The 25,219-nt window shown below is 72.9% G+C and carries 26 protein-coding genes; 12 read left to right on the forward strand and 14 right to left on the reverse strand.

Annotated features, from left to right (window positions below):
• Positions 1-8 precede the first annotated feature (8 nt).
• From AC1UE4_RS22775 to AC1UE4_RS22785, 3 genes are read left to right on the forward strand one after another with little or no spacing between them, the layout of a single operon-like run.
• The gene (locus AC1UE4_RS22775) at positions 9-1,463 is read left to right on the forward strand and encodes a D-glucuronyl C5-epimerase family protein (RefSeq protein ID WP_482919621.1); all 1,455 of its coding nucleotides are present in this window, start codon (positions 9-11) and stop codon (positions 1,461-1,463) included.
• Position 1,464: 1 nt separating this feature from the next.
• Positions 1,465-2,343, forward strand: a complete 879-nt coding sequence (locus tag AC1UE4_RS22780; RefSeq protein ID WP_482919622.1) for a ketopantoate reductase family protein — start codon at positions 1,465-1,467, stop codon at positions 2,341-2,343.
• A gap of 10 nt (positions 2,344-2,353) precedes the next feature.
• Positions 2,354-2,671, forward strand: a complete 318-nt coding sequence (locus tag AC1UE4_RS22785; protein WP_482919623.1) for a hypothetical protein — start codon at positions 2,354-2,356, stop codon at positions 2,669-2,671.
• Positions 2,672-2,708: 37 nt separating this feature from the next.
• Here AC1UE4_RS22785 and AC1UE4_RS22790 read toward each other — a convergent pair whose 3' ends face one another.
• A complete protein-coding gene (locus tag AC1UE4_RS22790; protein WP_482919624.1) occupies positions 2,709-4,217 on the reverse strand; it encodes a Ppx/GppA phosphatase family protein in 1,509 nt (502 codons plus the stop codon).
• Between the two features lie 82 nt (positions 4,218-4,299).
• Between AC1UE4_RS22790 and AC1UE4_RS22795 the strand changes: the two genes are divergently transcribed.
• Complete coding sequence (locus tag AC1UE4_RS22795) at positions 4,300-5,646, forward strand: glycoside hydrolase family 6 protein (RefSeq protein WP_482919625.1); 1,347 nt, start codon at positions 4,300-4,302, stop codon at positions 5,644-5,646.
• Between the two features lie 62 nt (positions 5,647-5,708).
• Here the strand turns inward: AC1UE4_RS22795 and AC1UE4_RS22800 are convergent, their stop codons facing one another.
• Positions 5,709-7,604: a calcium-binding protein gene (locus AC1UE4_RS22800; RefSeq protein WP_482919626.1), complete on the reverse strand. Its 1,896-nt coding sequence runs from the start codon at positions 7,602-7,604 to the stop codon at positions 5,709-5,711.
• A 120-nt stretch (positions 7,605-7,724) separates the two neighbouring features.
• Between AC1UE4_RS22800 and AC1UE4_RS22805 the strand changes: the two genes are divergently transcribed.
• Positions 7,725-8,216, forward strand: a complete 492-nt coding sequence (locus AC1UE4_RS22805; protein ID WP_482919627.1) for an RNA polymerase sigma factor — start codon at positions 7,725-7,727, stop codon at positions 8,214-8,216.
• On the opposite strand, the gene AC1UE4_RS22810 is transcribed toward AC1UE4_RS22805, so the two are convergent.
• Positions 8,217-8,978, reverse strand: coding sequence for a hypothetical protein (locus AC1UE4_RS22810; RefSeq protein ID WP_482919628.1), 762 nt, complete (start codon positions 8,976-8,978; stop codon positions 8,217-8,219).
• A gap of 215 nt (positions 8,979-9,193) precedes the next feature.
• Here AC1UE4_RS22810 and AC1UE4_RS22815 point away from each other — a divergent pair, with 215 nt between their 5' ends.
• A complete protein-coding gene (locus AC1UE4_RS22815) occupies positions 9,194-9,556 on the forward strand; it encodes a hypothetical protein (protein WP_482919629.1) in 363 nt (120 codons plus the stop codon).
• Positions 9,557-9,590: 34 nt separating this feature from the next.
• On the opposite strand, the gene AC1UE4_RS22820 is transcribed toward AC1UE4_RS22815, so the two are convergent.
• Positions 9,591-9,971, reverse strand: coding sequence for a VOC family protein (locus tag AC1UE4_RS22820; RefSeq protein ID WP_482919630.1), 381 nt, complete (start codon positions 9,969-9,971; stop codon positions 9,591-9,593).
• Positions 9,972-9,992: 21 nt separating this feature from the next.
• Between AC1UE4_RS22820 and AC1UE4_RS22825 the strand changes: the two genes are divergently transcribed.
• Positions 9,993-10,733, forward strand: a complete 741-nt coding sequence (locus tag AC1UE4_RS22825; RefSeq protein ID WP_482919631.1) for an MBL fold metallo-hydrolase — start codon at positions 9,993-9,995, stop codon at positions 10,731-10,733.
• Positions 10,734-10,745: 12 nt separating this feature from the next.
• Positions 10,746-12,134 (forward strand): ABC1 kinase family protein, encoded by a 1,389-nt coding sequence (locus AC1UE4_RS22830; protein ID WP_482919632.1) that lies wholly within the window; start codon positions 10,746-10,748, stop codon positions 12,132-12,134.
• On the opposite strand, the gene pyk is transcribed toward AC1UE4_RS22830, so the two are convergent.
• The 5 genes from pyk to AC1UE4_RS22855 all read right to left on the reverse strand — a co-directional run bounded on the left by pyk (position 12,131) and on the right by AC1UE4_RS22855 (position 17,525).
• Entirely contained in the window at positions 12,131-13,540 is a 1,410-nt protein-coding gene (gene pyk / locus AC1UE4_RS22835) for a pyruvate kinase (RefSeq protein ID WP_482919633.1), read from the reverse strand. The genes AC1UE4_RS22830 and pyk overlap by 4 nt on opposite strands.
• Before the next feature lie 187 nt (positions 13,541-13,727).
• Positions 13,728-14,810, reverse strand: coding sequence for an aminopeptidase (locus tag AC1UE4_RS22840; RefSeq protein WP_482919634.1), 1,083 nt, complete (start codon positions 14,808-14,810; stop codon positions 13,728-13,730).
• A complete protein-coding gene (locus AC1UE4_RS22845) occupies positions 14,807-15,952 on the reverse strand; it encodes a pyridoxal-phosphate-dependent aminotransferase family protein (protein WP_482919635.1) in 1,146 nt (381 codons plus the stop codon). The genes AC1UE4_RS22840 and AC1UE4_RS22845 overlap by 4 nt, the downstream gene beginning before the upstream one ends.
• Positions 15,949-16,311, reverse strand: a complete 363-nt coding sequence (locus AC1UE4_RS22850) for a hypothetical protein (RefSeq protein WP_482919636.1) — start codon at positions 16,309-16,311, stop codon at positions 15,949-15,951. Before AC1UE4_RS22850 ends, AC1UE4_RS22845 begins: the two co-directional genes overlap by 4 nt.
• Positions 16,311-17,525: an ester cyclase gene (locus AC1UE4_RS22855; protein ID WP_482919637.1), complete on the reverse strand. Its 1,215-nt coding sequence runs from the start codon at positions 17,523-17,525 to the stop codon at positions 16,311-16,313. Before AC1UE4_RS22855 ends, AC1UE4_RS22850 begins: the two co-directional genes overlap by 1 nt.
• Before the next feature lie 40 nt (positions 17,526-17,565).
• On the opposite strand from AC1UE4_RS22855, the gene AC1UE4_RS22860 reads away from it, so the two are divergent.
• Together AC1UE4_RS22860 and metF are read left to right on the forward strand one after the other, a co-directional pair.
• Positions 17,566-18,567: an MBL fold metallo-hydrolase gene (locus AC1UE4_RS22860; protein WP_482919638.1), complete on the forward strand. Its 1,002-nt coding sequence runs from the start codon at positions 17,566-17,568 to the stop codon at positions 18,565-18,567.
• A 2-nt stretch (positions 18,568-18,569) separates the two neighbouring features.
• Positions 18,570-19,493, forward strand: a complete 924-nt coding sequence (gene metF / locus AC1UE4_RS22865; protein ID WP_482919639.1) for a methylenetetrahydrofolate reductase [NAD(P)H] — start codon at positions 18,570-18,572, stop codon at positions 19,491-19,493.
• Between the two features lie 3 nt (positions 19,494-19,496).
• On the opposite strand, the gene AC1UE4_RS22870 is transcribed toward metF, so the two are convergent.
• The 5 genes from AC1UE4_RS22870 to AC1UE4_RS22890 are packed head-to-tail and all read right to left on the reverse strand — an operon-like array spanning position 19,497 to position 23,858.
• Positions 19,497-19,787, reverse strand: coding sequence for a hypothetical protein (locus AC1UE4_RS22870; RefSeq protein ID WP_482919640.1), 291 nt, complete (start codon positions 19,785-19,787; stop codon positions 19,497-19,499).
• Between the two features lie 33 nt (positions 19,788-19,820).
• Positions 19,821-20,135 (reverse strand): hypothetical protein, encoded by a 315-nt coding sequence (locus AC1UE4_RS22875; RefSeq protein WP_482919641.1) that lies wholly within the window; start codon positions 20,133-20,135, stop codon positions 19,821-19,823.
• Complete coding sequence (locus tag AC1UE4_RS22880) at positions 20,117-21,157, reverse strand: threonine aldolase family protein (RefSeq protein WP_482919642.1); 1,041 nt, start codon at positions 21,155-21,157, stop codon at positions 20,117-20,119. Before AC1UE4_RS22880 ends, AC1UE4_RS22875 begins: the two co-directional genes overlap by 19 nt.
• Positions 21,154-21,807 carry an SDR family NAD(P)-dependent oxidoreductase gene (locus tag AC1UE4_RS22885; protein WP_482919643.1) on the reverse strand — a complete coding sequence of 218 codons (654 nt, stop codon included), beginning with the start codon at positions 21,805-21,807 and terminating at the stop codon, positions 21,154-21,156. Before AC1UE4_RS22885 ends, AC1UE4_RS22880 begins: the two co-directional genes overlap by 4 nt.
• On the reverse strand, positions 21,804-23,858 hold the full coding sequence (locus AC1UE4_RS22890) for a DUF6421 family protein (RefSeq protein WP_482919644.1): 2,055 nt from the start codon (positions 23,856-23,858) through the stop codon (positions 21,804-21,806). The genes AC1UE4_RS22885 and AC1UE4_RS22890 overlap by 4 nt, the downstream gene beginning before the upstream one ends.
• A 53-nt stretch (positions 23,859-23,911) precedes the next feature.
• Here AC1UE4_RS22890 and AC1UE4_RS22895 point away from each other — a divergent pair, with 53 nt between their 5' ends.
• Positions 23,912-24,364 carry an Lrp/AsnC family transcriptional regulator gene (locus AC1UE4_RS22895; RefSeq protein WP_482919645.1) on the forward strand — a complete coding sequence of 151 codons (453 nt, stop codon included), beginning with the start codon at positions 23,912-23,914 and terminating at the stop codon, positions 24,362-24,364.
• A gap of 9 nt (positions 24,365-24,373) precedes the next feature.
• Positions 24,374-25,207, forward strand: a complete 834-nt coding sequence (locus tag AC1UE4_RS22900) for an Hcp family type VI secretion system effector (protein WP_482919646.1) — start codon at positions 24,374-24,376, stop codon at positions 25,205-25,207.
• Positions 25,208-25,219 lie beyond the last annotated feature (12 nt).

Here is a 25,219-nt window from a genome sequence, read left to right on the forward strand (position 1 = left end):
GGTCCCCCGTGAGAGCCCTCTTCACCGCGTTGATCGTCCTGATCGTCACGCCCGCGTCCGCCCTGGCGGCCTCGGGCCCCGGCTGCCTGCCCACCGCACCGTCGACGCCCGTCGCGACCGCCGCCGCGGCGAAGAAGGGCCCGAGCGTCAAGGCGGTGATCCGCGCCGCCGCCGACGCGGGCGTCATCACGCCGGAGGTGGCGCAGGGCTACGAGACGTCGTACACCGACGCGATCGCGGCGCGCAAGCGGCTGTACGGCTCGCAGAAGACCGAGCTCTCGTCGGTCATCACGACGCTCGAGACGATCGCGCGCAAGAAGCTGCTGTCGGTCTCGCGCATGCCGGTGCTCTTCCGGCAGCTCGACGTGAACACGAACTGGTGGAGCCGGTCCGGCCCGCCGGCGGCGACGGCGCGCGCGGCGGCCGCGGGCGGCGGTCCCTGCGCGACGGCGGCGTCGGCGAGCAACCGCGTCACCTTCGACGACGTCGTCTACCAGTGGTACCCCGGCCAGGGCCTGCAGATCCAGCAGCTCGCGACGGCGGGGCGCGCGAACGGCTACGCGAAGGCGTGCACCGAGCCGGACGCCGGCAAGAGCCGCTGCCGCCCGAACAAGCTCCGCCAGTCGCTCGACGCGCTCGTCGGCCTCATGGTCGACCGCGGCGGGTTCCGCGCCTGGGAGTACTACTTCGCCTTCGGCCGCGGCACGCCGCCCTGGATCAGCGGGATGGCGACCGCGACCGCGATGCAGGCGCTCGCGCGTGGCGCGCAGTACCTCCAGGCGCCCGCGTACCTCGACGCGGCGAAGACGGCGCTCGGCGCGTTCCAGGTCAAGGCGCCGACCGGCGTCCGCGTCGCGACGAGCCGGGGCAACCACTACCTCCTCTACTCGTTCGACCCGTCGCTGCGCGTGTACAACGGGTTCCTCCAGGCGCTCGTCGGGCTGTACGACTACGCCGAGGCCGCGCAGGACCAGCAGGCGCGCGACCTCTTCGCCGCCGGCGAGGCCGAGGCGTACGCCGTGCTGCCCTCCGCCGACACCGGCGCGTGGTCGCTCTACAGCCAGGGCGGCCGCGAGTCCGACCTCGGCTACCACCGCCTCGTGCGCGACTTCCTCGAGGCGATGTGCGCGCGGACCGAGCGCGACCTCTACTGCTCGATGGCCGAGCGCTTCACCGAGTACATGCACGAGCGCACGCGCGTCCGGTTCCTCGCGCTGCCGAAGCTGCGCGCCGGCAAGCCCGCGAAGATCCGCTTCAGCTTGTCCAAGGTCTCGTCCGTGAACCTCGTCGTCCGCCGCAACGGCAGCGTCGTCGCCGTGCTTCCGACGCTGCTGCTGGGGCGCGGCACGCAGCAGTACACGTGGACGCCGTCGCGCCGCGGCACCTACGAGCTCCAGCTCGAGGCCAAGGACTACATCTCGCACTACACCCGGGTCACCACCACGGCGGACGTCGGGAGGTGAGGTGAGGGCCACCGTCGCCGTCGTCGGGCCGGGCGGCGTCGGGGGCTTCGTGGCGGGCGCGCTGGCGCGCGCCGGCAACGACGTGACGGTGGTCGCGCGCGAGGAGACCGCCGCGGTGCTCGCGCGCGACGGGTTGCAGGTGGACAGCGTGCGGCTCGGCTCGTTCACCGCGTCCCCGCGCGTCGCGACGGCGCTCGAGGTGCCGGTCGACGTCTGCGTCATCGCGGTGAAGGCGCCGGCGCTGGAGGGAGCGCTCGAGCGCGTGCACGCCGATCCGAAGCTCGTCGTCCCGCTGCTGAACGGCGTCGAGCACCTCGCGGTGCTGCGGGCGCGCTTCGGCGACCGCGCGGTCGCCGGCTCGATCCGCATCGCCGCGGAGCGCGTGGAGCCGGGCCACGTCGTGCACACGAGCGCGGTGTTCCGGATCGAGCTGGCGCCGGACGAGCTGCCGGTCCGCGCGTTCGCGCACGTGCTGCGTGCGGCGGAGATCCCGGCGAAGGTCCTCGACGACGAGGCGGAGGTGCTGTGGTCGAAGCTCGCGCGGCTGAACGCGCTCGCGCTCGCCACCGCCGCCTCCGGGCTGCCGATCGGCGCGGTGCTCGACCACCCGCGCTGGCGGACGCTGCTGCAGGGCGCGGTCGACGAGACGGCGGCGGTGGCGCGCGCCGAGGGCGCCGGCGCGGACGCCGACAAGACGCTTCGCGAGCTGCTCGACCTCGACCCCGGGCAGACGAGCTCGCTCGCCCGCGACGTGCTGAACGGCGAGCCCGACGAGCTTGACGCGATCGGCGGCGCCGTGCTGCGCGCCGCCGCTCGTCACGGCTTGGCGGCGCCGTCGGTGGCGGAGCTGGTGGAGGCCGTCGGGCAGCGGGTACGCTGACCGCAACGGCATGACGGACACGTCGAAGATCGCCAAGAACCTCCAGGCGTTCCAGATCGCGGTCAACGTCCACGACCGCGAGAACCCCGACCACACCGCGTGGGGCATCGGCCTCGCCCACTTCGACATGGAGCGGCTCGGCTTCGACGAGGGCGAGACGATCCTGCCCGGCATCACGATCCACAACGACGGCGGCGTCTCCGGCAACTTCCGCGTCCTGTGCGACGGCTCGCACCAGGAGGACGAGGAGAGCGTCGAGGAGACCGAGGTCGTCGAGGCGGTCGCGACGACGCCGGTGGCCCTGCCGATGCGGCAGGACGAGCGCTAGACCCGGGCGACCCTGAAGCCCGCGCCCTCCGCGCGGCTCAGACGACCGTCAGCTGCTTGTCGAAGGCGCGCTGGAAGACGGACGTCTCGCGGTTCGTCGCCCAGCGCGCGAGCGCCGTGTCCTCGCCCTCGAGGCGCAGCTCGACCGCGCCGTTGGCGACGCTGACGTGCGCGGCGGAGACGAGCTGGTCGCGGCTGCGCTCCATCTGCTCGGCGAGCCGCAGCAGCGCCGAGCAGCGGGTGACGAGCTCGCGGTCGCCCTTCTCGCCGAGCGGCGCGAGGTCGTCGAGGCCGGGCGTGCCCTTGCGGTGGTACCGCGCGATCTGCGCGATCAGCGCGATCTCGCGCTGCGTGTAGCCCGGCAGGCCCGCGTTCAGGATCAGGTACCGCGAGTGCTTGTGGTGGTCGTCGTAGTCGACGCTCACGCCGATGTCGTGCAGCATCGCCGCGGCCCACAGCAGCTCCCGCTCGCCCGCGTCCCCGGGATGCACACCGGCGTTGGCGAGCTCGTCGAACATGCCGAGCGCCAGCCGCGCCACGTGCTCGACGTGCACGCTGTCGACGGCGTCGTACTGGGCGTGGAGGTTGCAGACCGAGGCGCGGCGGACGTCGTCGAAGATCCCGTCGGGAGCGAGGTGGCGCTCGAAGAAGACGCCCTCGCGCAGCCCGGCCTCCGTGGCCTCAAGCCCGTTCCAGTCACCGGCCTCGAGCACGGCCTGGATCGCCGCCGCGCCGCCGAGGATGACGTCGGCGCGCGAGGCCTTGATGCCGGCGACCTCGTTGCGCTTGGAGGGCGGCAGCTCGGCCAGCCGCGTCACGAGGTCGTCCAGCGCCTCGCGGGTGAGCACGAACCCCTGGACGCCGAACGTCGGGACGTCGGCCGCGATCTGCGCGGCGACGGCGAGGTTGCGCACCGTGCCGCCGATCGCCACGAGCCGGTCGCCGGTCTTCTGGATCCACGGCGAGTCGGCGAGCTGCTCGGCGACGTGCGCGCGCAGCGCCTTGAGGTGCTTCGGCTTCGCCGGCCCGTCGTCCGGCAGGAAGCGCTCGGTCATCCGGACGGCGCCGAGCGGCCACGAGCGGAGATGCTTCGCCCGCCGGTCCTTCACGCGCACGATCTGCAGCGAGCCGCCGCCGATGTCGAGCACGGCCCCGTCCTTCAGCGACGTCGAGTTGACCGCGGCGAGGTAGCCGTAGCGGGCCTCGTCCTCCTCGCTGAGCACCCGGATCTGCAGGCCCGTCCGCTTGCGCGCCTCGTCGAGGAACGCGTCGCGGTTGGACGCGCTGCGGATCGCGCTGGTCGCCACCGGGTCGACGTGGTCGCCGCTCAGCCCGGTCGCGCGGCAGAAGTGGGCGAACAGCTCGAGCGTGTTGAGCGCCCGGCGCTGCGGCTCGTCGCCGAGCGGGCCGTCGACCGGCTGGCCCTCGCCGATGCGGACGGGCTCGTAGATCTCGTCCGACCGCTTCCACGCCTCGCCCTCGACCGCGAACACCACGAGGCGGAACGAGTTCGACCCGAGGTCGATGACGGCGAGGCGATCGCTCACCGTCAAGAGGCTAGGCGTTGACCGTCCAGGGTGAGGCGCCGGCGGGTGAAGGGCCGCGCCGGGCGGTCGATGACCCGGCCGCATGTCCCTTCACCGCCGCCTGCGCGCCGCCCTCCCGGGCGCCGCGCTCCTCACCCTCGCCCTGCCCGTCGTCGCCGCCGCCGCGACCGTCAACCGCGAGGCCGAGACGCTCGCGTTCGCCTCGTCCGCGGGCATGATCCGCACCGATGCCTCCGCGAGCGGCGGCAAGGCGCTCATGCTCTGGAGCACCGCGAGCGCCGGCGGCTCGGTCACGACCGCGGCGGCCCGCCGGCTGTCGGTGCGCGTGCGCGGCGACCAGTGCAACGGGGCGCCCGAGGTGGCCGTCGACGTCGACAGCCGCCGCGTCCTGACCGCGTCCGTGCCCAGCACGACCTGGACCACCGTGGCCGCCGACGTGTCGCTCGCCGACGGCGCGCACTCCGTCGTCGTGCGCTTCACCAACGACGCGACGGGCACCGGCTGCGACCGCAACCTGCACGTCGACCGGCTCGCCTTCACGTCGACCGCGGCCACGCCGCTGCGCTGGAGCAAGCTCTACGTCGCGCCCGGTTCGGACGCCGCGAAGCAGGCCGCCGCGTGGCGCCTCTCGCGCCCCGCCGACGCCGCGGTGATGGACCGCCTCGCCGCCCAGCCCGCCGCGAAGTGGCTCGGCGCGTGGTCGGGCGACGTCCGCGCCGCCGTCGACGCGGAGGTCACCGCCGCCACCGCCGCCGGCGCCGTGCCGACGCTCGTGGCCTACGACATCCCGCAGCGCGACTGCGGCGGGCTGTCGGCGGGAGGCAGCGGCTCGGCCGACGCGTACCGCGTGTGGATCCGCGCGTTCGCGAGCGGCATCGGGACCCGCCGCGCGATCGTGGTCATCGAGCCCGACGCGCTCGCGCTCACCGGCTGCCTCTCGGCCGCCGATCGCGACACCCGCTTCGCGCTGCTGCGCGACGCCGTCTCCGTCCTCGCCGCGAAGCCCGGCGCGAGCGTCTACCTCGACGCCGGCCACTCCGCCTGGCTGACTACGAGCGAGGCCGCCGCGCGCCTCGTCAAGGCCGGTGCGGAGAACGCCCAGGGCTTCTCGCTGAACGTCTCGAACTTCCGCTCCACCGCGGAGCTCCTGCCCTACGCCCGCGCGCTCGCCGAGGCCGCGGGCGGCAAGCACTACGTGCTCGACACGAGCCGCAACGGACTCGGCCCGGCGCCCGACGGCCAGTGGTGCAACCCGGGCGGCCGCGCGCTCGGCGCCGTCCCGTCGACGTGGTCGGCGGAGAGCCGGCTCGACGCGACGCTGTGGATCAAGCGGCCGGGCGAGAGCGACGGGACATGCAACGGCGGCCCCGTCGCCGGGGCCTGGTGGCCGGACTACGCGCTCGGCCTCGCCCGCGCCGCGGGCTGGTGATGCGGACGGCCGCCGTCCCGCGATCCCTCCGGTGATCGCGGGACACGGCGGGCGTCCCCCCCTCAGCGGCGCACGACGGTGAGGCGCGCGAGGCGCGGCACCGCGGTGCCGGCGTCCGTAGACGCCGTACGGACGCGCGCAGCGATCACGCCGTGCCGCAGGACCCGCCGGGGGATGGCGGAGACCCGGACCCGGACGGACGCGGTCGTGCCCGCGGGGAGGTCGAAGCGGCCGATGCCGAGCGCGAGCTGCGCGGCGATGCCGGCGAGCCGGACCCGGCGGGCCGTCAGCAGCTCGACGTCACCGCGCACGCGGGTGCCCCGCGGGGCGCGGACGCGGACGGTGGCCACGAAGCCGTGCCGGGCGCGCTTGAAGACGACGCGCTTCGAGACGAGCGTCGCGACGCCCGTGGCCGTCTTGCTGCCCTGCGGGGCGGGTGAGACCGGCGGGGCGGCGGGCGGCGCCGGCGGGCCGGCGTCGGGCGGCCGGTTGGACTGCACCGGCAGCGCGCTGACCTGCTCGACGCCGTCGAGGACGTCGACACGCGGCTGGTCGGTCTCGGCCGCGTCGGTCCCGGCGCCGCCGCGGACGAGGTCCGACTCGCCGTCGCGCGCGAGCAGCATGTCGTCGCCGTCCTGGCCGTCGAGCGCGTCGGCGCCCGCGTTGCCCACGAGCGTGTCGTTGCCCGAGCCGCCGGCGAGCGTGTCGCCGCGCTCGCTGCCGCGCAGCGTGTCGTTGCCCGACCCGCCCGCGACGACCATGTCGAGCCCGGTGCCGTCCGCCGCGGCGAACGTGTCATCGCCGCCGAGGCCGTTGACGGCGAGCACCTCGCTCGTCGAGATGCCGATCGAGAACGGAACGAGGTTCCCGCGCGTGAACCGGACCTGCTGCGCGTGCGTGAAGTCGGGCGCCACCCCGAAGCCGTCACCCGCCGTCGGGGCGCCGTTGACCTCGACGGTGTCGAAGCCGTCGTCGCCCTCGTTGACGTCGGTGCCGTCGCCGTTGTTCCAGACCATCACATCATCGCCGGACCCGCCGATCGCGACGTCGCCGCCGCGGTCGCCGGTCAGGCTGTCGTCGCCGCCGGCGCCGGTCAGGACGTCCGAGCCGTCGCCGCCGCGGATGACGTCGGGACCGTCGGCGCCGGACAGCTCGTCGTTGCCCTGATCGCCGGACAGCGCCAGCGTGGTCAGCGGCGCGAGCCCGTTCTGCGAGGTGACCACGTCGTCGCCGCTGAGCCCGTTGACCGTCAGCTTCTCGCTCGTGAGGTCGATGAAGAACGGCACGAGGTTCGTCCGGTCGAAGCGCACGCGCCCGGCGACGGCGGGATCCGGCTTGATGGTGAAGACGTCGCCCGCGGTGGACGCGCCGTTCACGACCGTCTCGTCCGCACCGGCGTCTCCGTCCACGACGTCGTTGCCGTCGCGGTTGTTCCACGTCGCGACGTCGTTGCCGGCGCCGCCCTCGACGTCGTCGGTGCCGGGGCCGCCGGTGAGCTGGTCGTTGCCGGCGCCGCCGCGCAGCTGGTCGTTGCCATCGCCGCCGCGGAGGTCGTCGTCGTTCGCCGCGCCGGTGATCACGTCGTTGCCGCCCTGGCCGTCGACGGTCACGGAGGCGAGCAAGTTGGTCGCGATGGTGACCTGATCGTTGCCGTCGCCCGCGTTGACGGTCAGCGAGATCGTGCCGTCGGCCGGCAGCGCCTGGACGCCGGGCGTGCCGCTGTCGAAGTCCGTCGGCGAGGCGAACTGGTCGAGGCCATCGCGGTTGTGGGTGAGGTGCGTGCCGTCGTCGCCGATGATGAGGACGTCCGGCGCTTCGTCGCCGCGGAAGGTGACGCTCGTGCCGGTGATGGACGCGGGGAGCGCGGCGTTCGCGCCCGCCGGGAGGGCCAGCGCGGCGGCGGCGGTCGCTGCGGCCAGCGCCGTGGCGCGGGTCAGCTTGGGAACGGGGCGTGTCATGGGTCTTGGAGCTCCTGCGGTGGCTTGGGGTACGACACACCGAACGCCGACGGGCGCCGGCTATTCCCGGCCCGCGAGAAGTTCGCGGGCGCTCGCGGATTCGGCCATGCTTGGGCCCGGGTGAACCCGCAGCTGCGCACCGCCACGCTCGGAGACCACCTCGACCGCCTGTACCGGGCGGCCTGGGCGCTCTCGGGATCCCGCGAAGACGCCGAGGACCTCGTGCAGGAGACTTACGCGCGCGTTCTGAGCAAGCCGCGGCAGATCGCCGCCGACGAGGACACGCTCCCGTACCTGCTCGCCGCGCTACGCAACACGTACGTCTCGACGCTGCGCAAGCGTTCGCGCCGGCCGCGGACGGCCCCGCTCGAGGACACCGAGCACCGGCTGGCCGCGCCGGCCTCCCTCTCGCCGACGGGCGTGCTCGAAGCCAAGGAGGTGTTCGCCGCGATCGCCGCGCTGCCGCCGGACTACCGCGACGCGGTCGTCGCCGTCGACGTGATGGGGCTCGCGTACGGCGAGGCCGCCACCGCACTCGAGGTGCCCGTCGGCACGATCATGAGCCGGCTGTACCGCGGGCGCGACCGGGTCGCCCGCGCGGTCCGCGACTGATCAGAACTCGACCGAGCCCTTGCCCTTCCAGGTGGCGAGGTCGAGCAGCGTCTCGGTGCCGACGCCGGTCCCGGACAGGATGCACGTGCGCCCGTTGCGCTCCCACGTCACGACGCGGCGTCCGTCCGCGGCGAACGTCCGCACGTCGATGCCCTCGTACTGCCCCGCGCGGCCCGACTCGTCGAGCGGGTCGCCGTCCACGACCGTGTACGCCACGGTCCGTTCGCCCTTGCGGTAGAAGACCGTGCGCGTCTTGCGGCCGCCGATCTCGTCGGTGCGTACGCCGGCCGGCCGCCAGCCGAACTTGGCGGCGAAGTTCGGGAAGCGCACGCCGTCGACGCGGTCGCGCAGCAGCGCGGGCTCCGTGGGATCCGGCGTCGCGGCGAAGGCGGGCGGCCGCCGTGCCGCGGCCAGGGTCTCCTCCACCGTCAGCCCGTCGGAGACCGTGATCGCGACCGCGGCAACGGTCGCGGCGAGCACCGCCGCGGCGGGCGCGAGCCACCGGCGCAGGCGGCGCCGCCGGGCCGGCGCCGCCTGCTCTCCCCGGGACAGGCGCTCCCGCAGCGCGAACGGCGCGCTCGTGTCGCCGACCGCGCTCGCGATGACCGAGACCGCCTCGCGCTGGCGCTCGAGGCGCGCGGCCAGCGCGGGGTCGGAGCGAAGCCGCTCCTCCAGCCGCGCCCGGCGCTCCGGATCCAGCCGATCGTCCGCAAGAGCGGCGAGATCGGCTTCGTCGTCGGGTGGCAGGTGGCGGTCGGTCATGGCGGTCCCATCTCGAGAGAACGCCTTGTGCCCGCGCCTATTCCCTCAGTTGGCGCGTTCCGACGAGCCGTTCTCGCCCAGATGTTGACGGCGCGCGGGACGCGGCCTAGCGTCGGACTGGAGCCTCGGAGCTCGACCCTGCAGTTCACATCGGGAGGCGTGAGATGACGCGATCTCGCCGCATCGACCCTGGTCACCGTTCGTCGGCCGCTCTGGTGATCGCTTCCGTTGCTCTGGTCATCGCCCTCGGCGGCAACGCGCGGAGCGACCCGCGCCCGTCCGCCGCCGCCGCAGGGAACGTGGAGGTCGTGAAGTCGACGTTCACCGTCAGCAACGGCAACGCGGCCGACGGCTACGCGCAGTGCCCCAAGGGCACGAAGGTCATCAGCGGCGGCTTCGCCAGCACCGGCCAGCACGCGAGGATCAACGTCGCGGGCCCGGCTCGGCGGGAGAACCGCTACATCGTCTACGCGTTCACACCCCCGGTGAACATCTCCGCCGGTGTGACGAGCGAGACCGCCAAGATCACCGTCGTCGCCCTCTGCGCGCCCGCTGGGAAGGCGTTGATCGCCGGCTAGAGCGCTTGCGCGCGACACGCAGCCGCCGTAGGCGTCAAGCCGCGACTTCGATGAGCTCGATGCGGTAGCCATCCGGATCGCGCACGAAGCACAGCCGGCTGCCGCCCTCGCGCACCGTGTACGGCGGCTTCTCGGGCTCGATGCCCTGCTCGGCGAGCCGGCCGAGCGTCGCGTCGAGGTCCTCGGCGGTGATCGCGATGTGGTTGTAGCCCGTGCCGAGCTCGTACGAGTCGACGCCGTGGTTGTACGTCAGCTCGAGCCGCGCGCCGTCGCCGGGCAGGCCCATGAAGACGTTGATCGCCTCGTCGCGGATCGGCATGCGGGCCATCTCCTCGAAGCCGAGCGCCTCGTAGAAGGCGACGGAGCGGTCGATGTCGCCGATGCGGTAGCAGGTGTGGATGAGCTGAGCAGGCATCGCGTCGTAGCATCGCAAGCCATGGAGACCATGCGCTCGATGAACGACGACTTCGTGTCGTGCACCTACCTCGTGGAAGGGGACGGCGGCAAGGCGTTCTTCGTCGACGCCGGCGGTCCGGTGGAGCCGCTCATCGATCGCGCGCGCGAGCGCGGCCTCGAGGTCACGCACGTCCTGCTCACGCACCACCACCACGACCACGTCTCGGAGCTGCCGAAGCTCAAGGAGGCGTTCCCCGACGCGGAGGTGCTGATCCACCCGCTCGAGGAGGACCTCGTGGAGGGGACGACCGGGACGATCTCCGAGGGCGAGGAGCTCGAGGCCGGCGGCCTGCCGATCATGGTCGTCCACACGCCCGGTCACACGAAGGGGATGCTCAACTTCGTCGCCGGCAACGAGGTCTTCACCGGCGACACGCTGTTCAAGGGCTCGGTCGGCGGCGTGCGCGCGCCCGAGCACACGACGTACGAGGACCTGCGCGACTCGATCATGGGCAAGCTCATGGAGCTCGACCCGCAGACGGTCATCCGGCCCGGGCACACCGATCCCACCACGGTCGGCGAGGAGTGGGAGTCGAACCCCTTCATCCGCCTGTGGCGCGGCCTGGACTCCGAGGGATCCGAGACCGTCACCGTGTGGGACCAGAAGGCGCAGCTCGTGCTCCTCGGGCCCGACTACGACGGCGGCTACAAGGCGTGGATCCGCTGGGAGGACGGCAGCGACGACATCGTGCCGGGTTCGCAGGTCAAGCGGCAGGGGTAGCCCCCGCCCGTCATGGCGCGCGAGAAGGACCCGATCCCGACTTCCCGCCTGCGGCGGCTGAGCACCATCGGGCGGCTCGCCGCCGGCCAGGCCGCCAAGCAGGCCGGCACGCGCGCGGCGAACGTCGTGCGCGACGACGACGGCAAGCAGGCCGCGCTCGAGAAGCGCCAGATCGAGGCGGCCGAGCAGATCGTCGCCGTGCTCGGGACGATGAAGGGCGCGGCCATGAAGCTCGGCCAGGTCCTGTCGTTCCTCGATGTCGGCCTGGTCCCCGAGGACTACCGCGAGGAGTTCCAGCGCAAGCTCGCCGAGCTGCGCGACGCCGCGCCGAAGGTCTCGTTCAAGGACATGAAGAAGGTCCTCGAGAGCGAGTACGACGAGCCGCTCGACGAGGTCTTCGAGACGTTCGACCCGGTGCCGATCGCGGCCGCGTCGATCGGTCAGGTCTACAAGGCGACGCTCAACGACGGGCGCCACGTCGCGGTCAAGGTCCAGTACCCCGGCGTCGCCGCCGCGGTCCGCGCGGACATGCAGAACCTCGGGGTGATCATGCGCCTGCTGCGTCAGGTGTTCCCGGGGCTGGACGTGCAGTCGCTGACGCAGGAGATCCGCGAGCGGATCCACGAGGAGCTCGACTACGAGCTCGAGGCGTCGAACCAGAAGACGCTCGCGCGCATCTTCCGCGAGCACCCGTTCATCGTCGTCCCGGACGTCGTCACGTCGCTGTCGCACGAGAAGGTCGTCGTCAGCGAGTTCGTCTCCGGCCGCGGGTTCGAGGAGCTCAAGCAGCTGCCGCAGGACGAGCGGGACCGGATCGGCGAGATCATCTTCCGCTTCTACTTCGGCTGCATGTACCGCCACCGCCAGTTCTCCGGCGACCCGCATCCCGGCAACTCGCTGCTGCTCGACGACGGCCGGATGGCGTTCCTCGACTTCGGCCTGTTCAAGCGGATCCCGCAGTCGGTGCGCGACGCCGAGATCCGCATCGGGAGGGCCGGGATCGAGCAGGACGCCGACGCGCTGCTCGACGCGCTCGTCGACTCGGGCTTCATCCGCGACCGCGCCGGCGCGAACGCCGGCAAGCTGCTCGCCCAGTTCCGCGACCTGACGTGGTGGTACACGGAGGACGAGGAGCTCGTCCTCACGCCGGAGATCGCGACGCAGGTCATGATCGACATGAGCGACCCGCGGTCGACGTGGTACGCCCAGATGCGCCACGAGACCGTCCCGCCCGACCATCTCTTCGGCCGCCGCCTCGAGACGCTGACGCTCGCCGTCCTCTCCCAGCTGCGCGCGTCGAACAACTGGCATCGCATCGCCCGCGAGTGGGTCTACGACGACCCGCCGGTGACGGAGCTCGGCCGCCTCGAGGCCGACTTCTACGCTAGCCGCGCCGCCTAGAGCTGCTGGATCTGCAGCAGCGACGTCGTCCCGGGGCGGCCGCTCGGCAGGCCCGCGGTGATGCCGACGCGCGTGCCGCGCTTGCACCAGCCGAGCTCGACGACGCGCTGGGCCGACGCGGCGATGAGCTCCTCGGTGATGTCGAAGCGGGGGATCGACGCGGCGCGCACGCCCCACATGAGCTGGCAGCGGCGGACGGTCTCGCGGCCGGGGGAGAGCACGAAGATCGGGACGTCGGGGCGGTGCGCGGAGACGAGGCGCGCGGAGCGGCCCGAGAGCGTCGGGATGACGAGCGCGGCGAGGTCGAGCTCCCGCGCGGCGCGGCAGGCGTTGTAGGCGACGGTGTAGCCGGGGTCACGCTCGTCGCGGCGGACGCGGTGGTCGATCCATCGGTCGTACGGCGCGACCTTCTCGGTCTGCCGCGCGATCGCGGCCATCATCTCGACGGCGCCGACCGGGTGCGCGCCGACGGCGGTCTCCTGCGAGAGCATCACGGCGTCGGTGCCGTCGAGGATCGCGTTCGCGACGTCGGCGACCTCCGCGCGCGTCGGCCGTGACGAGGTCACCATCGAGTCCAGCATCTGCGTCGCGGTGATCGCCGGGCGCGCGTAGGCGCCCGCGAGCGCGAGCAGCCGCTTCTGCACGATCGGCACCTCCTCGATCGGCAGCTCGATCCCCAGGTCGCCGCGGGCGACCATGATGCAGTCGGAGACCTTGAGGATCTCCTCCGCGCGCTCGATCGCCTGCGGCTTCTCGAACTTCGCGATGAGCGGGACGCGCGTGTGCTCGCGAACCGTCGTGACGTCGTCGGGCGAGCGGACGAACGACAGCGCGACCATGTCGACGCCCATCTGCATGCCGGCCTGCAGGTGCTCGATGTCCTCCTCGGGCACGGCGGGCAGCGCGGACGTCTCGCCGGGCAGGTTCACGCCCTGCCGCGACGCGACGGTGCCGCCGATCTCGACGCGCGCGTCGAGCTCGCGTTCCGGCGCCCGGACGGCCTGCGTGCGCAGCCGGACGGCGCCGTCGGCGAGGTACAGCACCTCGCCGGTCTCGACCGAGTCGGCGAGCCCGTCCCACGAGATCGTCATGTGGCGGGCGTCGCCCTCGCCGTCCTCGACGCCGCAGCGGAAGGTCACGACGTCGCCGGGCTTCAGCTCGGCCACGCCGTTGACGAGCTTGCCGATCCGCAGCTTCGGTCCCGGGAGGTCCTGGAGGATCGCGACGGGACGGCCGGCACGGCCGGCGGCGGCACGAACCCACTGCGCCGTCTCGGCGTGCTGCTCGTGCGTCCCGTGCGAGAAGTTCAGGCGGACGACGTCCATGCCCGCCTCGATCAGCTGAACCAGCACCTCCGGATCGCGGGAGGCGGGCCCGATCGTCGCCACGATCTTCGTGCGTCGCACCGGGGGCACGATAGGGCGGTTCACCTTGCACGTGCGCCCCGCCGAGACAGGGGGGCCCGGCGGGGCGCACGTACAGCAGTCGGCCTCGGGTCCTCGGTGTGAGACGAAGCGCCCGGACTCGAGGTCTTGGATCGGCGGCTGAGCGGCCGAGTTGAGGAACGTGGACGGATGACCGAACCGCGGCGCCTCAGGTGGCGAAGCGGCCGTTCTCCTGGATGACCTCGCCATCGGCGCTGAGGCGGCCGCCTCGGCGAAGATCGCAGATCAGGTCCCAGTGGACCGCGGACTCGTTCTTGCCGCCGGTCTCGGGGTACGAGCGGCCGAGCGCGAGGTGGACCGTTCCGCCGATCTTCTCGTCGAAGAGGATCGTGCCGACGGGGCGGGTGATGCCGAAGTTCGTGCCGATGCCGAGCTCACCTAGGCGGCGGGCGCCCTCGTCGGTCTCGAGCGTGCGCTGGAGGTAGTCGTCGCCGTGGTCGGCGCGGGCGTTGACCACGACGCCGTCGCGGAACTCGAGCTCGACGCCCTGGACGTGGACGCCGGCCGGCGAGGACGGGATGTCGAAGCGGATGCGGCCGCTGGCCGACGTCTCGTGGGGGCCGGTGAAGACCTCGCCGCTCGGCATGTTGCGGCGGCCGTCGCTGTTGACCCAGGTGCGGCCCTTGACCTTCAGCGTCAGGTCGGTGCCCTCGGCCTCGATGCGAACGGTGTCCGCCTTCTCGAGCTTGCCGATCAGGCCCTCCTGGAAGTGGCGCAGGCCGCCCCACGCGGCGACGGGGTCGGGGCGGTCGAGGAAGAGCGCGCTGCGGACGAGATCGGTGAACGCGCGCAGCGACATGCCCGCCTCCTGCGCGAGCGCCTCCGTTGGCCACACCGTGATGCACCACCGCCGCTTGAGCGCCTGCTGCCGGATCGGCTGCCGTCCGATCGCCGCTCGGGAGAGCTTCTCGGGGTCGATCCCCACCAGCGCGCGCGTGTTCTCCGGCGCCTGGATCGCCAGCGACGCGTCCGCCTTCTTCGCCTCGTCCATCGCGAGGCCGCTGTAGCCGTCGAGGTGCACGTCGCGCGCATGCTCGTAGTAGCCCGCCGTCTGGCCGGGCAGCTCCGTCCGGAGGAGAGGCCACGCGCCGGCCTCGAGGATCTCCCGTTGCAGCTCGAGGAGGAGCGGCGCCGCCAGGGTCGTCGAACGCACCACCACCTGTTGATCGGGTTGGACCTCCAGGCAGTAGCCCGTCAGAAGACGCGCGAAGAGCGCCGGGTCGAGCGTCATGCCTTCGCCGTCGCTTCGAGCGCGGCGAGCGGCTCCTCCACGTCTCTCCCGAGCTCGGTGGCGAGGGCGCGGACGAGGCGCTGCTGGGGTTCGAGCTCGGCGCCGACGCCCATCACGCCGACTCGCCAGAGGCGGCCCTTGAGGTCGCCGAGCCCGCCGCTGATCTCGATGTCGTGCTCGGTCAGCAACCGCTTCCGAACCGCCTCCCCGTCGACGCCCTCGGGCGGGTGGACGGCGAGGAGCGGGTGCAGCTGCTCGCCCTCCGGGGCGAGGCGCTCGCAGCCGAGGACGCGCAGCGCCGCGTGCAGCCGCTGGTGGGCGACGGCGTGGCGCTCCCACCGCGCCTCGAGGCCCTCCTCCTGGACGATAACGAGCGCCTCGCGCAGCGCGTAGACCAGGTTGATCGGGGCGGTGTGGTGGTACGCGCGGCCGCCGGAGCCCTCGAGCCAGTAGGACAGCACGAGGCCGAAGTCGAAGTACCACGACCGCACCGGCGTCTGCCGTCGCTGCACCTTGGCGATCGCGCGCTCGCCGATGGTGAACGGGGCGAGGCCCGGCGGGCAGTTGAGGCACTTCTGCGTTCCGCTGAACGCCGCGTCGACGCCGGCCTCGTCCAGCAGCAGCCGCTGACCGCTCAGCGACGTGACACAGTCGACGAGGAAGAGCGCGTCGTGCGACCGGCACGCCTCGCCGAGCCCGTCGAGCGGCTGGCAGACGCCCGTCGACGTCTCGCCGTGCACGACGAACAGCGCGTCGGCGCCGTCCGACAGCGCGCGAGCGAGGTCCTCGACAGGGATCGCGCGGCCCCACGGCGCGAAGACCTGGATCACCTCGGCCCCGGCACGGCCGAGCGCGTCGGCCATGCGCTCGCCGAACAGGCCGTTCACGCCGCAGACGACGCGGTCGCCCGGCTCGATCAGGTTCGCGACCATCGCGTCCATCCCCGCGCTGCCGGTGCCGCTGACGGGGAACGTCGCGCGGTTCGCGGTGCCGAACGTGCGGCGGAGCAGGTCGGCCGTCTCCTCCATCACCGCGGCGAAGGCGGGATCGAGATGGCCGATGGTGTGCTGCGCGAGCGCGTCCAGCACCCGCGGCGGCACGGGCGACGGGCCGGAGCCCAGGAGCAGACGATCGGGGATCACGGCGCCTCCACGTCGGGGAACCACTCAAGAAGATGAGAACGGAGCGCATCGCGCACCCCGGACCGCTCGTCGGCCGAGGCGAGCCGGTAGCGCTGCAGCAGCTCCTTCTGCTTCGTCCATTCCACACCCGACACGGTCCACGAGACCGCGAGGCGCTCGAAGAGGAACTCGACCTGCCGCTGCCACAGGTCCTCGCGCACCTGCGGGCGCAGCTCGGCGTACTCCCGCCGCGTCGCGGGCGTCATCGACCCCCGCAGCACGAGGACGTTGCCGGCGGGGTCGGAGTAGGACGAGGTCGGCGCCTGCAGGTCGCCGGCGCCTTCGGCCCGCCGGGCGCGATCGCGAGATCGACGGCCCATCAGGTCGCCGCGGCGGCGCGCTCGAGCTGCGCCCGTACGTCGCCGGTCACCGCACCCGCGTGCCCGGGCCACGCGGCGGCCGGCTCCAGCGCGGCGAGCTTGCGCAGCGACGCGCGCGCCTGCTCGGTGTCGAGGTTGTAGCCGGCGATCGGCACCTGCGGCGGGACGTCCTTGCCCCGCAGGTCGAGCGTGTAGAACGCGTCGGAGGTGAGCGCCACGCGGTCGCTCTCCCGCCACAGGGCGATCAGCCCGGGCGCGTGGCCGGGGAGGTGCACCACCCGGAAGCCCGCGACGTCGTCGCCCTCGGCCACCGTGCCGGCGATCTTCACCGGCCCGCCGTCCCACACGCGCTTGTGGAGGAACTTGTGGGCCGGCCGCTGCCACGCCGGCAGGAAGCTCAGCTTCGGATCCCAGTAGCGCCAGCCGCCGCTGCCCTCCGCGTCCTGCACGTCGTCGGCGTGGCAGAGGACGGGCACGTGGAACGACGGCGCGGTGCCGCGGTGGTCGGTGTGCCCGTGGCCGAGGACGATCCGCGTCAGCCCGCCGAGCTGCGCCGCCGCCCGCGCGACCGCGGGCGCCATGACGCGCGCGCCCGCGTCGAACATGAGCACGCCGTCGCCGTCGCGCACGAAGTAGACGTTGCACTTCGCGGGGTCGTGCCCCTGGACGCGCCGGACGCCCTCGGCGATCTGCTCGGCGTCGCCCGCCTGGAAGCGGCGCGCCAGCTTCGTCTTGCCGTTGATCAGCCCCTGCATGCGCTGCTGCTGCTTGGAGCCCTTCGGCGGCATCACGCCGAGCTGCTCGGCGAGCGTCATGCCGTCCGTGTACGCGTCGTTGCGCACGATCCGCCCGTCGCGCACCGTGATGAAGTCGACGCCGCGGACGTCAACGCGCGCGCCGGTCGGCTCGAGGCCCTGCAGCAGCCCCGGCCCGGCGAACGTGCCGGTGACGCGCCAGTGGCAGGCCGCCTGATCGCCCTCGGCGACGATGTCGAGCACCTCGAACTTGAAGTCGGGGACGGCGCCCCACAGCTCCTCGAAGTACGCGATCAGGTCGCGAGGGGAGGCATCGCCGAGGATGCCGGGCACGTTGATCACCGCGTCCGCCGCGTAGTTGTCGCGCTGTGGCTGCGCGCTGCCGGCGGTGATCGAGGGGAAGTAGTCGCGCGCGACCGCTCCGGCGTCGCGCGTCGTCGTCACGTCGGTGGCGGCCATGGCCGGAGGCTACTCCCGCGCTTGTAGAGTCGGCCGCTCGATGGCGACGAGACGGCGTGAGGTCGGGCGGGGCGAGCGGGTGCTGCCGGGCATCTGGCGACTGCGCCTGCCGCTGCCGTGGCCCGGCGTGCCGCACTGCAACGCGTGGGCGCTCGCGGCCGGCGACGGGATCGTCCTCGTCGACTGCGGCATCCACGAGCCCGGCTCGCTCGCGCACCTCGAGCGGGCGCTCGACCAGGTCGGCCTGCGCCTCGAGCACGTGCGTCTGCTCGTGTGCACGCACGCGCACTCCGACCACTACGGCGAGGCGGCGACCGTCGTCCAGCGCTCGGGGTGCGAGCTGTGGATGCACCCCAACTACGACCACGTGAAGCTCGCCGCGAGCGACCCCGACGCCGCGCTCGAGCGGCGCATCGAGGTGGCGCTGCAGAGCGGCGTGCCCGAGGAGCCGCTGCGGCGGATCATGGAGGAGCGCAAGGGCCAGAAGATCGGCATCGCCGAGCTCATCCCGCCCGACCGCCCGCTGCTGCCCGGCGTCGAGATCGAGACCGACCTGGGGACGTGGACGGTCCACGAGACGCCCGGCCACGCGCCGTCGCACGTCTGCCTCTTCCAGAAGGAGCGGCGGCTGCTCATCTCCGGCGACCACCTGCTCGGCCGCGTCTCGCTCTACTACGACTACGGCTACACGCCCGACCCCGCCGGCGAGTTCCTCAGCTCGCTCGACGTGGTGGAGAAGCTCGACGCGCGGCTGGCGCTGTCCGGGCACGGCCGCACGTTCACCGACATCCGGGCGCACATCGACGCCAACCGCGCGCTCGTCGGCGAGCGGGTGGAGAAGGTCCGCGCCGCCATCGGCGACGGCAGTGGCCCGAAGACCGCGTTCGAGACGATCCCGCTCGTCTACGACGCGCCCGTGACGCAGCTGAACGCGAACTGGTGGCTGTCCGAGACGCTCTGCTACCTGCGCCACCTCGAGGTGACCGGCCGGGCCGAGCGCATCCCCGGCGAGCCAGAGCGCTGGAGCGCCCTACCCTCTTGACGATGCGGATCGACGAGCTGCTGGCGGCCAGCGACGAGCCCGTCTTCTCCTTCGAGTTCTTCCCGCCGAAGACCGACGAGGGCGAGCAGAACCTGTTCGCGGCGCTCGGCGAGCTCAAGCGGCTCGAGCCGGCGTTCGTCAGCGTCACCTACGGCGCGGGGGGCTCGACGCGCGACAAGACGATCGAGATCGTCGAGCGCATCCAGACCGAGTTCCGCCTCGACGCGATGGCGCACTTCACGTGCGTGGGCGCGACGGTCGACGAGCTGCGCCAGGTGCTCGACCGCATGCGCACCGCCGGGATCGCGAACGTGCTCGCGCTGCGCGGCGACCCGCCGCCCGGCCAGGAGCACTGGAGCAAGACCGAGGGCGGCCTCGAGTACTCGCGCGAGCTCGTCGAGCTGATCGGCGCCGAGTACCCCGACCTCGCGATCGGCGGCGCGGCGTTCCCGGAGACGCACATCCACGCCACCTCGCCCGAGGACGACCTGCGCTACCTCAAGGAGAAGGTCGACGCGGGCGCGCGGTTCCTCATCACGCAGCTCTTCTTCGACAACAGCGTCTACTTCGCGTTCGTCGAGCGGGCCCGCGAGCTCGGCATCGACGTGCCGATCATCCCCGGCGTCATGCCGATCCAGAGCGTCGACGGCATCCGCCGGATGGCGACGCTGTCCGGCTCGGCGATCCCCGCCGGGCTGCAGCACGCGCTCGACGTCCGCGGCGAGGACCCGCAGGCCGTCCGCGACCTCGGCGTCGCGTTCGCCACGCTCCAGTGCGCCGAGCTGCTGCGCGGCGGCGCACCGGGCATCCACTTCTACACGCTGAACCGCTCCCCGGCCACGCGCGCGATCCTCGCCGCGCTCAGGCTCATGCGGCCGTGGGAAGAGGGCTCGGGCCTCGGCGAGGCCTCCCTCGCTCTGGGCTAGGAGCTAGCGGCCGACGGTGACGGGGCCGCAGGCGCGCAGCGCCTGGGCGGCGGCGTTCGCGGCGCTCGGCTCCCACCGGCCGAACTCGACGAGGTCGTCGAGCAGGTCCAGCGAGGCGTCACGGCGTTCGATCGCGTCGGGCTCGCCGAACAGGAGGGCGTCGGCGGCGTCGACCAGCTGCTCGCGCTCGTAGCTGTGCAGGAGCGCGGGACCGCGAGCGTCGAGGAGCTCGCGCAGACGGGTGTGGGCGCGGCCCCGGCGGGCCAGGTCCTCGGAGGAGGAGTCGAAGCTCATGGCACGACCAGTCTGCCCACGGCGCCCCCGGCGCTAACTCGTCTGGCGCTCCGGCGGTTGCTCCGTAGACGGAGCGACGATCTCGAGCCGCTCGGCGACCTGCGGCATCCCGCGCGCCTCGTACCGCACGTCGACCGAGTCGTTCTGGCGGTACGTCCCGATGCCCCACGCGCCGAGGAACCAGCGCCAGAAGCCGAGCTTGCCCTCCTGCTTGAGCTCGCGGTCGAAGACGAGCGTGCGGCCCTCGACGCGGTAGTCCGCGCCCGCGCGCTGCGGCACGCCGTTGACGAAGACCTCGATCCCCTCGGACGGGACGTGGGGCGGCAGCTTCACGACGGCGTGCGGCACGCCACCTCCTTCACGGCCGCGGCGAACGCGTCGACGTCCTCCTCGGTCGTGTCCCACGAGCACATCCAGCGGACCTCGCCGCGGTGCTCGTCCCACGTGTAGAAGAAGAACTCGCCCTGCAGCGCCTCGGCGGCGCCGGGCGGGAGGATCGCGAAGACCGCGTTGGCCTGGACGGGCTGCGTGATCTCGACGACGTCGTCGAGCGCGTCCGCGAGCCGCCGGGCCATGCCGTTGGCGTGCTCCGCCGCGCGGCGCCACGGCTCGCCGTCGCCGAGCAGCGCCTCGAACTGCGCGGCGGCGAAGCGCATCTTCGACGCCAGCTGCATCGACTGCTTGCGCAGGTAGAGCGCGCCGTCGCCGAGCCCGGGGGTGAGGAACACGACCGCCTCGCCGAAGAGCAGGCCGGCCTTCGTGCCGCCGAACGTCACGGCGTCCGCGCCGTCGAGCGCCTCGCGCAGCGAGCAGCCGAGCGCTGCGGCCGCGTTCGTGATCCGCGCGCCGTCGACGTGCAGGAGGAGGCCCTGCTCGTGCGCCTGGTCGGCGAGCGCGCGCAGCTCCTCGCGCGTGTAGAGCGTGCCGAGCTCCGTCGACTGCGTGATCGAGACGACGCGGGGCTGGATCGCGTGCTCGTCGCCGAAGCGCACCAGGCGCCGGGCCACGAGGTCCGGCGTCAGCTTGCCGTCGGGCGTGGGGACGGTCAGCAGCTTGAGGCCGCCCATCCGCTCGGGCGCACCGCCCTCGTCGACGTTGAGGTGCGCGGTCTCGGCGCAGACGACGCCCTCCCACGGACGGCACAGCGCGCGCAGCGCGACGACGTTCCCGCCGGTGCCGTTGAAGACGAGGAAGGCGCGGGCGTCGTCGCCGAGCTCGCGCTGGAACAGCGCCTCGACGCGCTCGGTCCACGCGTCGTGACCGTACGAGTGGGCATGGGTGCCGTCGTTCGCGGCCGTGATGGCCGCGACGACCTCCGGCAGCACGCCCGCGTGGTTGTCGGAGCCGAAGCCGCGAGGGTGCGGGCTCATCCGTGCAGCGAGAGCCGCTGCCCGTTCATGGCGCCTGACGCGTCCGAGCACAGGAACGCGATCGCGTCCGCCATGTGCCGGGCGTCGGTGAACGTCCTGTACGCCTTGTCGGGGTTGCTCTCGCGCATCTCGGGGGTGACGATCGCGTTCACCACCAGGATGTTGGCAGTCCCGCGCGTCTCACCGAGCTCATCCGCCAGCGCGAGCGTCCACGCCTCGGCCGCGGCCTTCGCCGCGGCGTAGTTGGCGTTCGTGCTCGTGGGGGCCTGCGCGGTCCTGCTGGAGACCAGGACGAAGCGGCCCTTGTCGCCCGCCGCCTTCAGCGCCGGCGTGAACGCGCGCGTGACGTGCTGGACCGTGCGGATGAGGAGGTCGTGCAGCAGCGCCCACTCCTCGAGCGGCTGCTCGTGCACGGGCGTGCCGCCGCGCCAGCCGCCGACGAGGTGCGCCACGCCGGTGACCCCGTCGAGGCTCTCCGCGAACGCGCGCGCCGCGTCGTCGTCGAGCAGGTCGACCGCGTGGTGCTCGCCGGGCAGGCCGTCCAGCCGCGACACGTCGGTGTCGACGAGCGCGACGTCGATGCCGTCCGCGGCGAGCCGCCGGGCGACGTACGGCCCGAGCGACCCGCCCGCTCCGGTGACGACGATCACGCGGCGGCCTTCTCCGGGGCGGCCACCGCGAGCTTGCCCTGCAGCTGCAGGTAGAACATCGAGAGCGGGAACTCGTCGTCGCAGACGAGGTCGATCCAGGCCTTCGGCTCGGACTCGTCGGCGGGCAGCTCCGTCGCGCGCGCGCCCGCCGCCCACTTCGAGGCGGTGGCCGGCGGCACGTACGTCGCCACGAGGTCGTGCGCGGCGATCCAGTGGTTCACCTTCGAGCGGTCGATCCCCGCACGGTAGAGCTCCTGGACCATCGCGCGCAGCGCCTGCACGCCGTCGGCCACCGTGTCCCACTCGATCGTGAGCCGGTTGTCGGTCCAGTGGACGAAGCCGTGCTTGTGCAGGTAGGCGAACAGCAGCTGACCGCCGAGCCCGTCGTAGTTGCGCACCCGCGACCCCGTGATGGGGAAGCGGAAGAGGCGGTCGAAGAGGATCGCGTACTGCACGTAGCGCGCGAACGCGAAGCCCTCCGCCTCGAGCTTGACCGCCTCGCCGAACGCGGTGAGGTCGCAGCGCAGCTCCTCCAGCGAGTACATCCAGTAGGGCGAGCGCTGGCGGATCATGAACGGGTCGAACGGCAGGTCGCCGTGCGAGTGCGCGCGGTCGTGCACGAGGTCCCACAGCAGGTACGCGTCGCGCGACAGCTGCTCGGAGACGAGCATCGCGCCGGCGTCCGGCGGCAGGTTGAGGTGCAGCAGGTCGGCGGCCTGCGAGATGACGCGGCGGAACCGCGCGGCCTCGCGGTCGCAGAAGATCCCGCCGAAGTTGTTGACCGGGCGGCCGGCGACGGCGACGGTCTCCGGGAAGAGCACGGCGCACTCGCTGTCGTAGCCCGCCGTGTTGTCGACGAACGTCACTGGCACGAACTTCGGGTTGTCGTAGCGCGTGCGCTCGAGCTGCGCGAGCCACTCGGGCCACGGCACGCGGATGATGAGCGCCTCGAACCGCGTGTCGCGCGAGGCGTTCTGGAGGTACATCGGGAACACGACGAGGTGCTCGATGCCGTCGACGCGCTGCTGCTCGGGGCGGAAGAGCTCAAGCGAGCGCGTGAAGTCCGGCCGCGCGAACCCGCCCTCGCGCCAGGCGAGGAGGTCGTCGATGACGGCCGCGAGGTAGGCGTCCTGGTGGGGGAAGTGGCCCTTCAGCCCGGCGATCGCCTGCGCCATCGCGGTGACGTGGTGCGCGACGTCCTCGTCGCACGACCCGTCCGGGTTCTGCTTGAGGCGCAGCGCGTCCGTCTCGGCCTTGAGCCTGCTCCAGTGCGCGTCGGCCTTCGCCGGCGAGGCGGGCTTCGGCATGTCGGCGGCGAAGGCGCCGCGTGCCGCCCAGTAGACGAGGTTCTGCCACAGCGCTGCGTGGCCGTGCTCGTCGATGCAGTCGTCGCCGAAGAGGTCGGAGTCGGCGAGGACGGCGACGCGGCCGCGGCCGTGCTCGACGACCGTGGCGAGCGCGCCTCCGGGCGCGGACGATGACGCGCCGGCGCGGGCGAGGACGGTGCCGGTGCTCGCGTCGAGCGTCGTCGCGCGGTAGAACGTCGCCGCGCCGACGCGTGCAGTCAGCCCGCCGGGGGCGAGGTCGGCGACCACCCAATGGGGCGCCTTGTCGTGGCGCTCGTAGTCCGAGACGACGGTGTTCTCGATCGTCACGCCGAACCGGGTCGCGAGGTCGCCGAGGTTCGTGCCGTACTTGTCCTGCTCCTCCTCGCCGAGCAGCACGAGGCCGCCGCCGTCGCGGACGAACGCCTCGATCGCGTCGAGCTCGGCATCGGAGAAGAGCGGGGAGCCGCCCGGCACCGTGCGCTCCCACTTCGGGTCGCTCGGGTGGGCGATGACGAGCACGTCGGCGACCGCCAGCGTGCTCGCGGTGAGCGGGCCGTCGGTGTGGGCGGCGACGGTGAAGTCACGGCCGGCGAGCACCTCGGCCGCGCGGGCGTACGAGGAGTCGGCCGGGTGGCTCGGCTGGATCTGGCGCGCGACGTCCGGGCGGATCGTCCACGCCTCGGAGTGCGATTCGTCGAAGAGGACGCGGGCGAGCTTGCGCATGCCCTTCAGTGTGCGGCACGGAACGGCGGACGTGGCTGCGTCTACCTGCAACGATGTGTCTCTTGGACCAGGTTGACCGCAAGATCGTTGCGTTGTTGCGCGAAGACGCGCGTCGTTCGTACGGCGACATCGGAGAGCACGTCGCGCTGAGCGCGCCCGCCGTCAAGCGCCGGGTCGACCGCCTGCGCGCCTCCGGAGCCATCCGCGGCTTCACCGCGGTCGTCGACCACGCGGCGCTCGGCGACGCGACCGAGGCGCTCGTCGAGCTGTTCTACGCGCCCGGAACGCTGCTCGACGCGGTCGCCGCGACGCTGCGGCGGATCCCCGAGGTCGTCGAGGCGTGGAGCGTCACGGGGGAGCCCGACGCCATCGCGCGCGTGCGCACGAAGGACAACGCCGACCTCGAACGGCTCATCAGCGACCTCCAGCGCGACGGCACGGTGGTGCGGACGCGCTCGCAGGTCGTCCTCTCGCAGCTCGTGGACCGCGGCGCCCCGGGTCCGTAGTGTCGCGCCATGTCCAGGCGCTCCCTCTCCGTCCTCGTCCTCGCCGTTGCGCTCGCCGGGGTGGCCAGCGCGCTTGCGATCGCGGCCATCCCCGGTGGCGACGGCGCGATCAAGGGCTGCTACATGACCGGCACGAACACCACGGGCAAGACCGGCGACCTGCGCGTGATCGAGGACACGGCGACCTGCTCCGCGGGCGAGCTCGCGCTGAGCTGGAACCAGCAGGGCGTGCCGGGGGCGACCGGCGCGACCGGCCCCGCCGGACCGGCAGGCCCCGCAGGCCCCGCCGGTCCCGCCGGGCCGACCGGCACGACGGCGAGCCGCGTCACGACGTTCGCCGGGCCCGCGGTGCCGCAGAGCCCGACCGACGCGTTCAAGGGCGGGACGGTCAAGGACAACGCCTCGGTCGACCTCTTCATGAAGGTCGACGGGATCAAGGGCGATGCGACGGATGCGAAGCACAAGGACTGGATCCAGCTGAGCGGCTTCTCGCTGAAGGTCACGCAGGGCGCCGGCGGCAAGCCGTCGTTCTCGACGTTCGACGTCGTCAAGAAGGTCGACTCGTCGTCGCCGAAGCTCTTCGCCGCGGCCGTCCAGGGCACCCATCTGCCGGCCGTGCAGATCGAGGTCATGAAGACCGGCCCGAAGCCGGTGCGGATCCTCGCGTACAAGCTGACCGACGTGCTCGTGTCGTCCTGGGCGAACGGGCTCGCGGTGACGAAGGATCGCGGCTCGCTCTCGTTCGGCCGGATCGAGATGAGCTTCTGGGCGGTCAAGGCGGACGGCACGGTCGGCGCGCCCGTCAAGTTCGGCTGGGACCTGAAGACGAACAGCAAGGTCTGAGCGACCGGAGGG

It is taken from the genome of Parviterribacter kavangonensis, assembly GCF_056863335.1.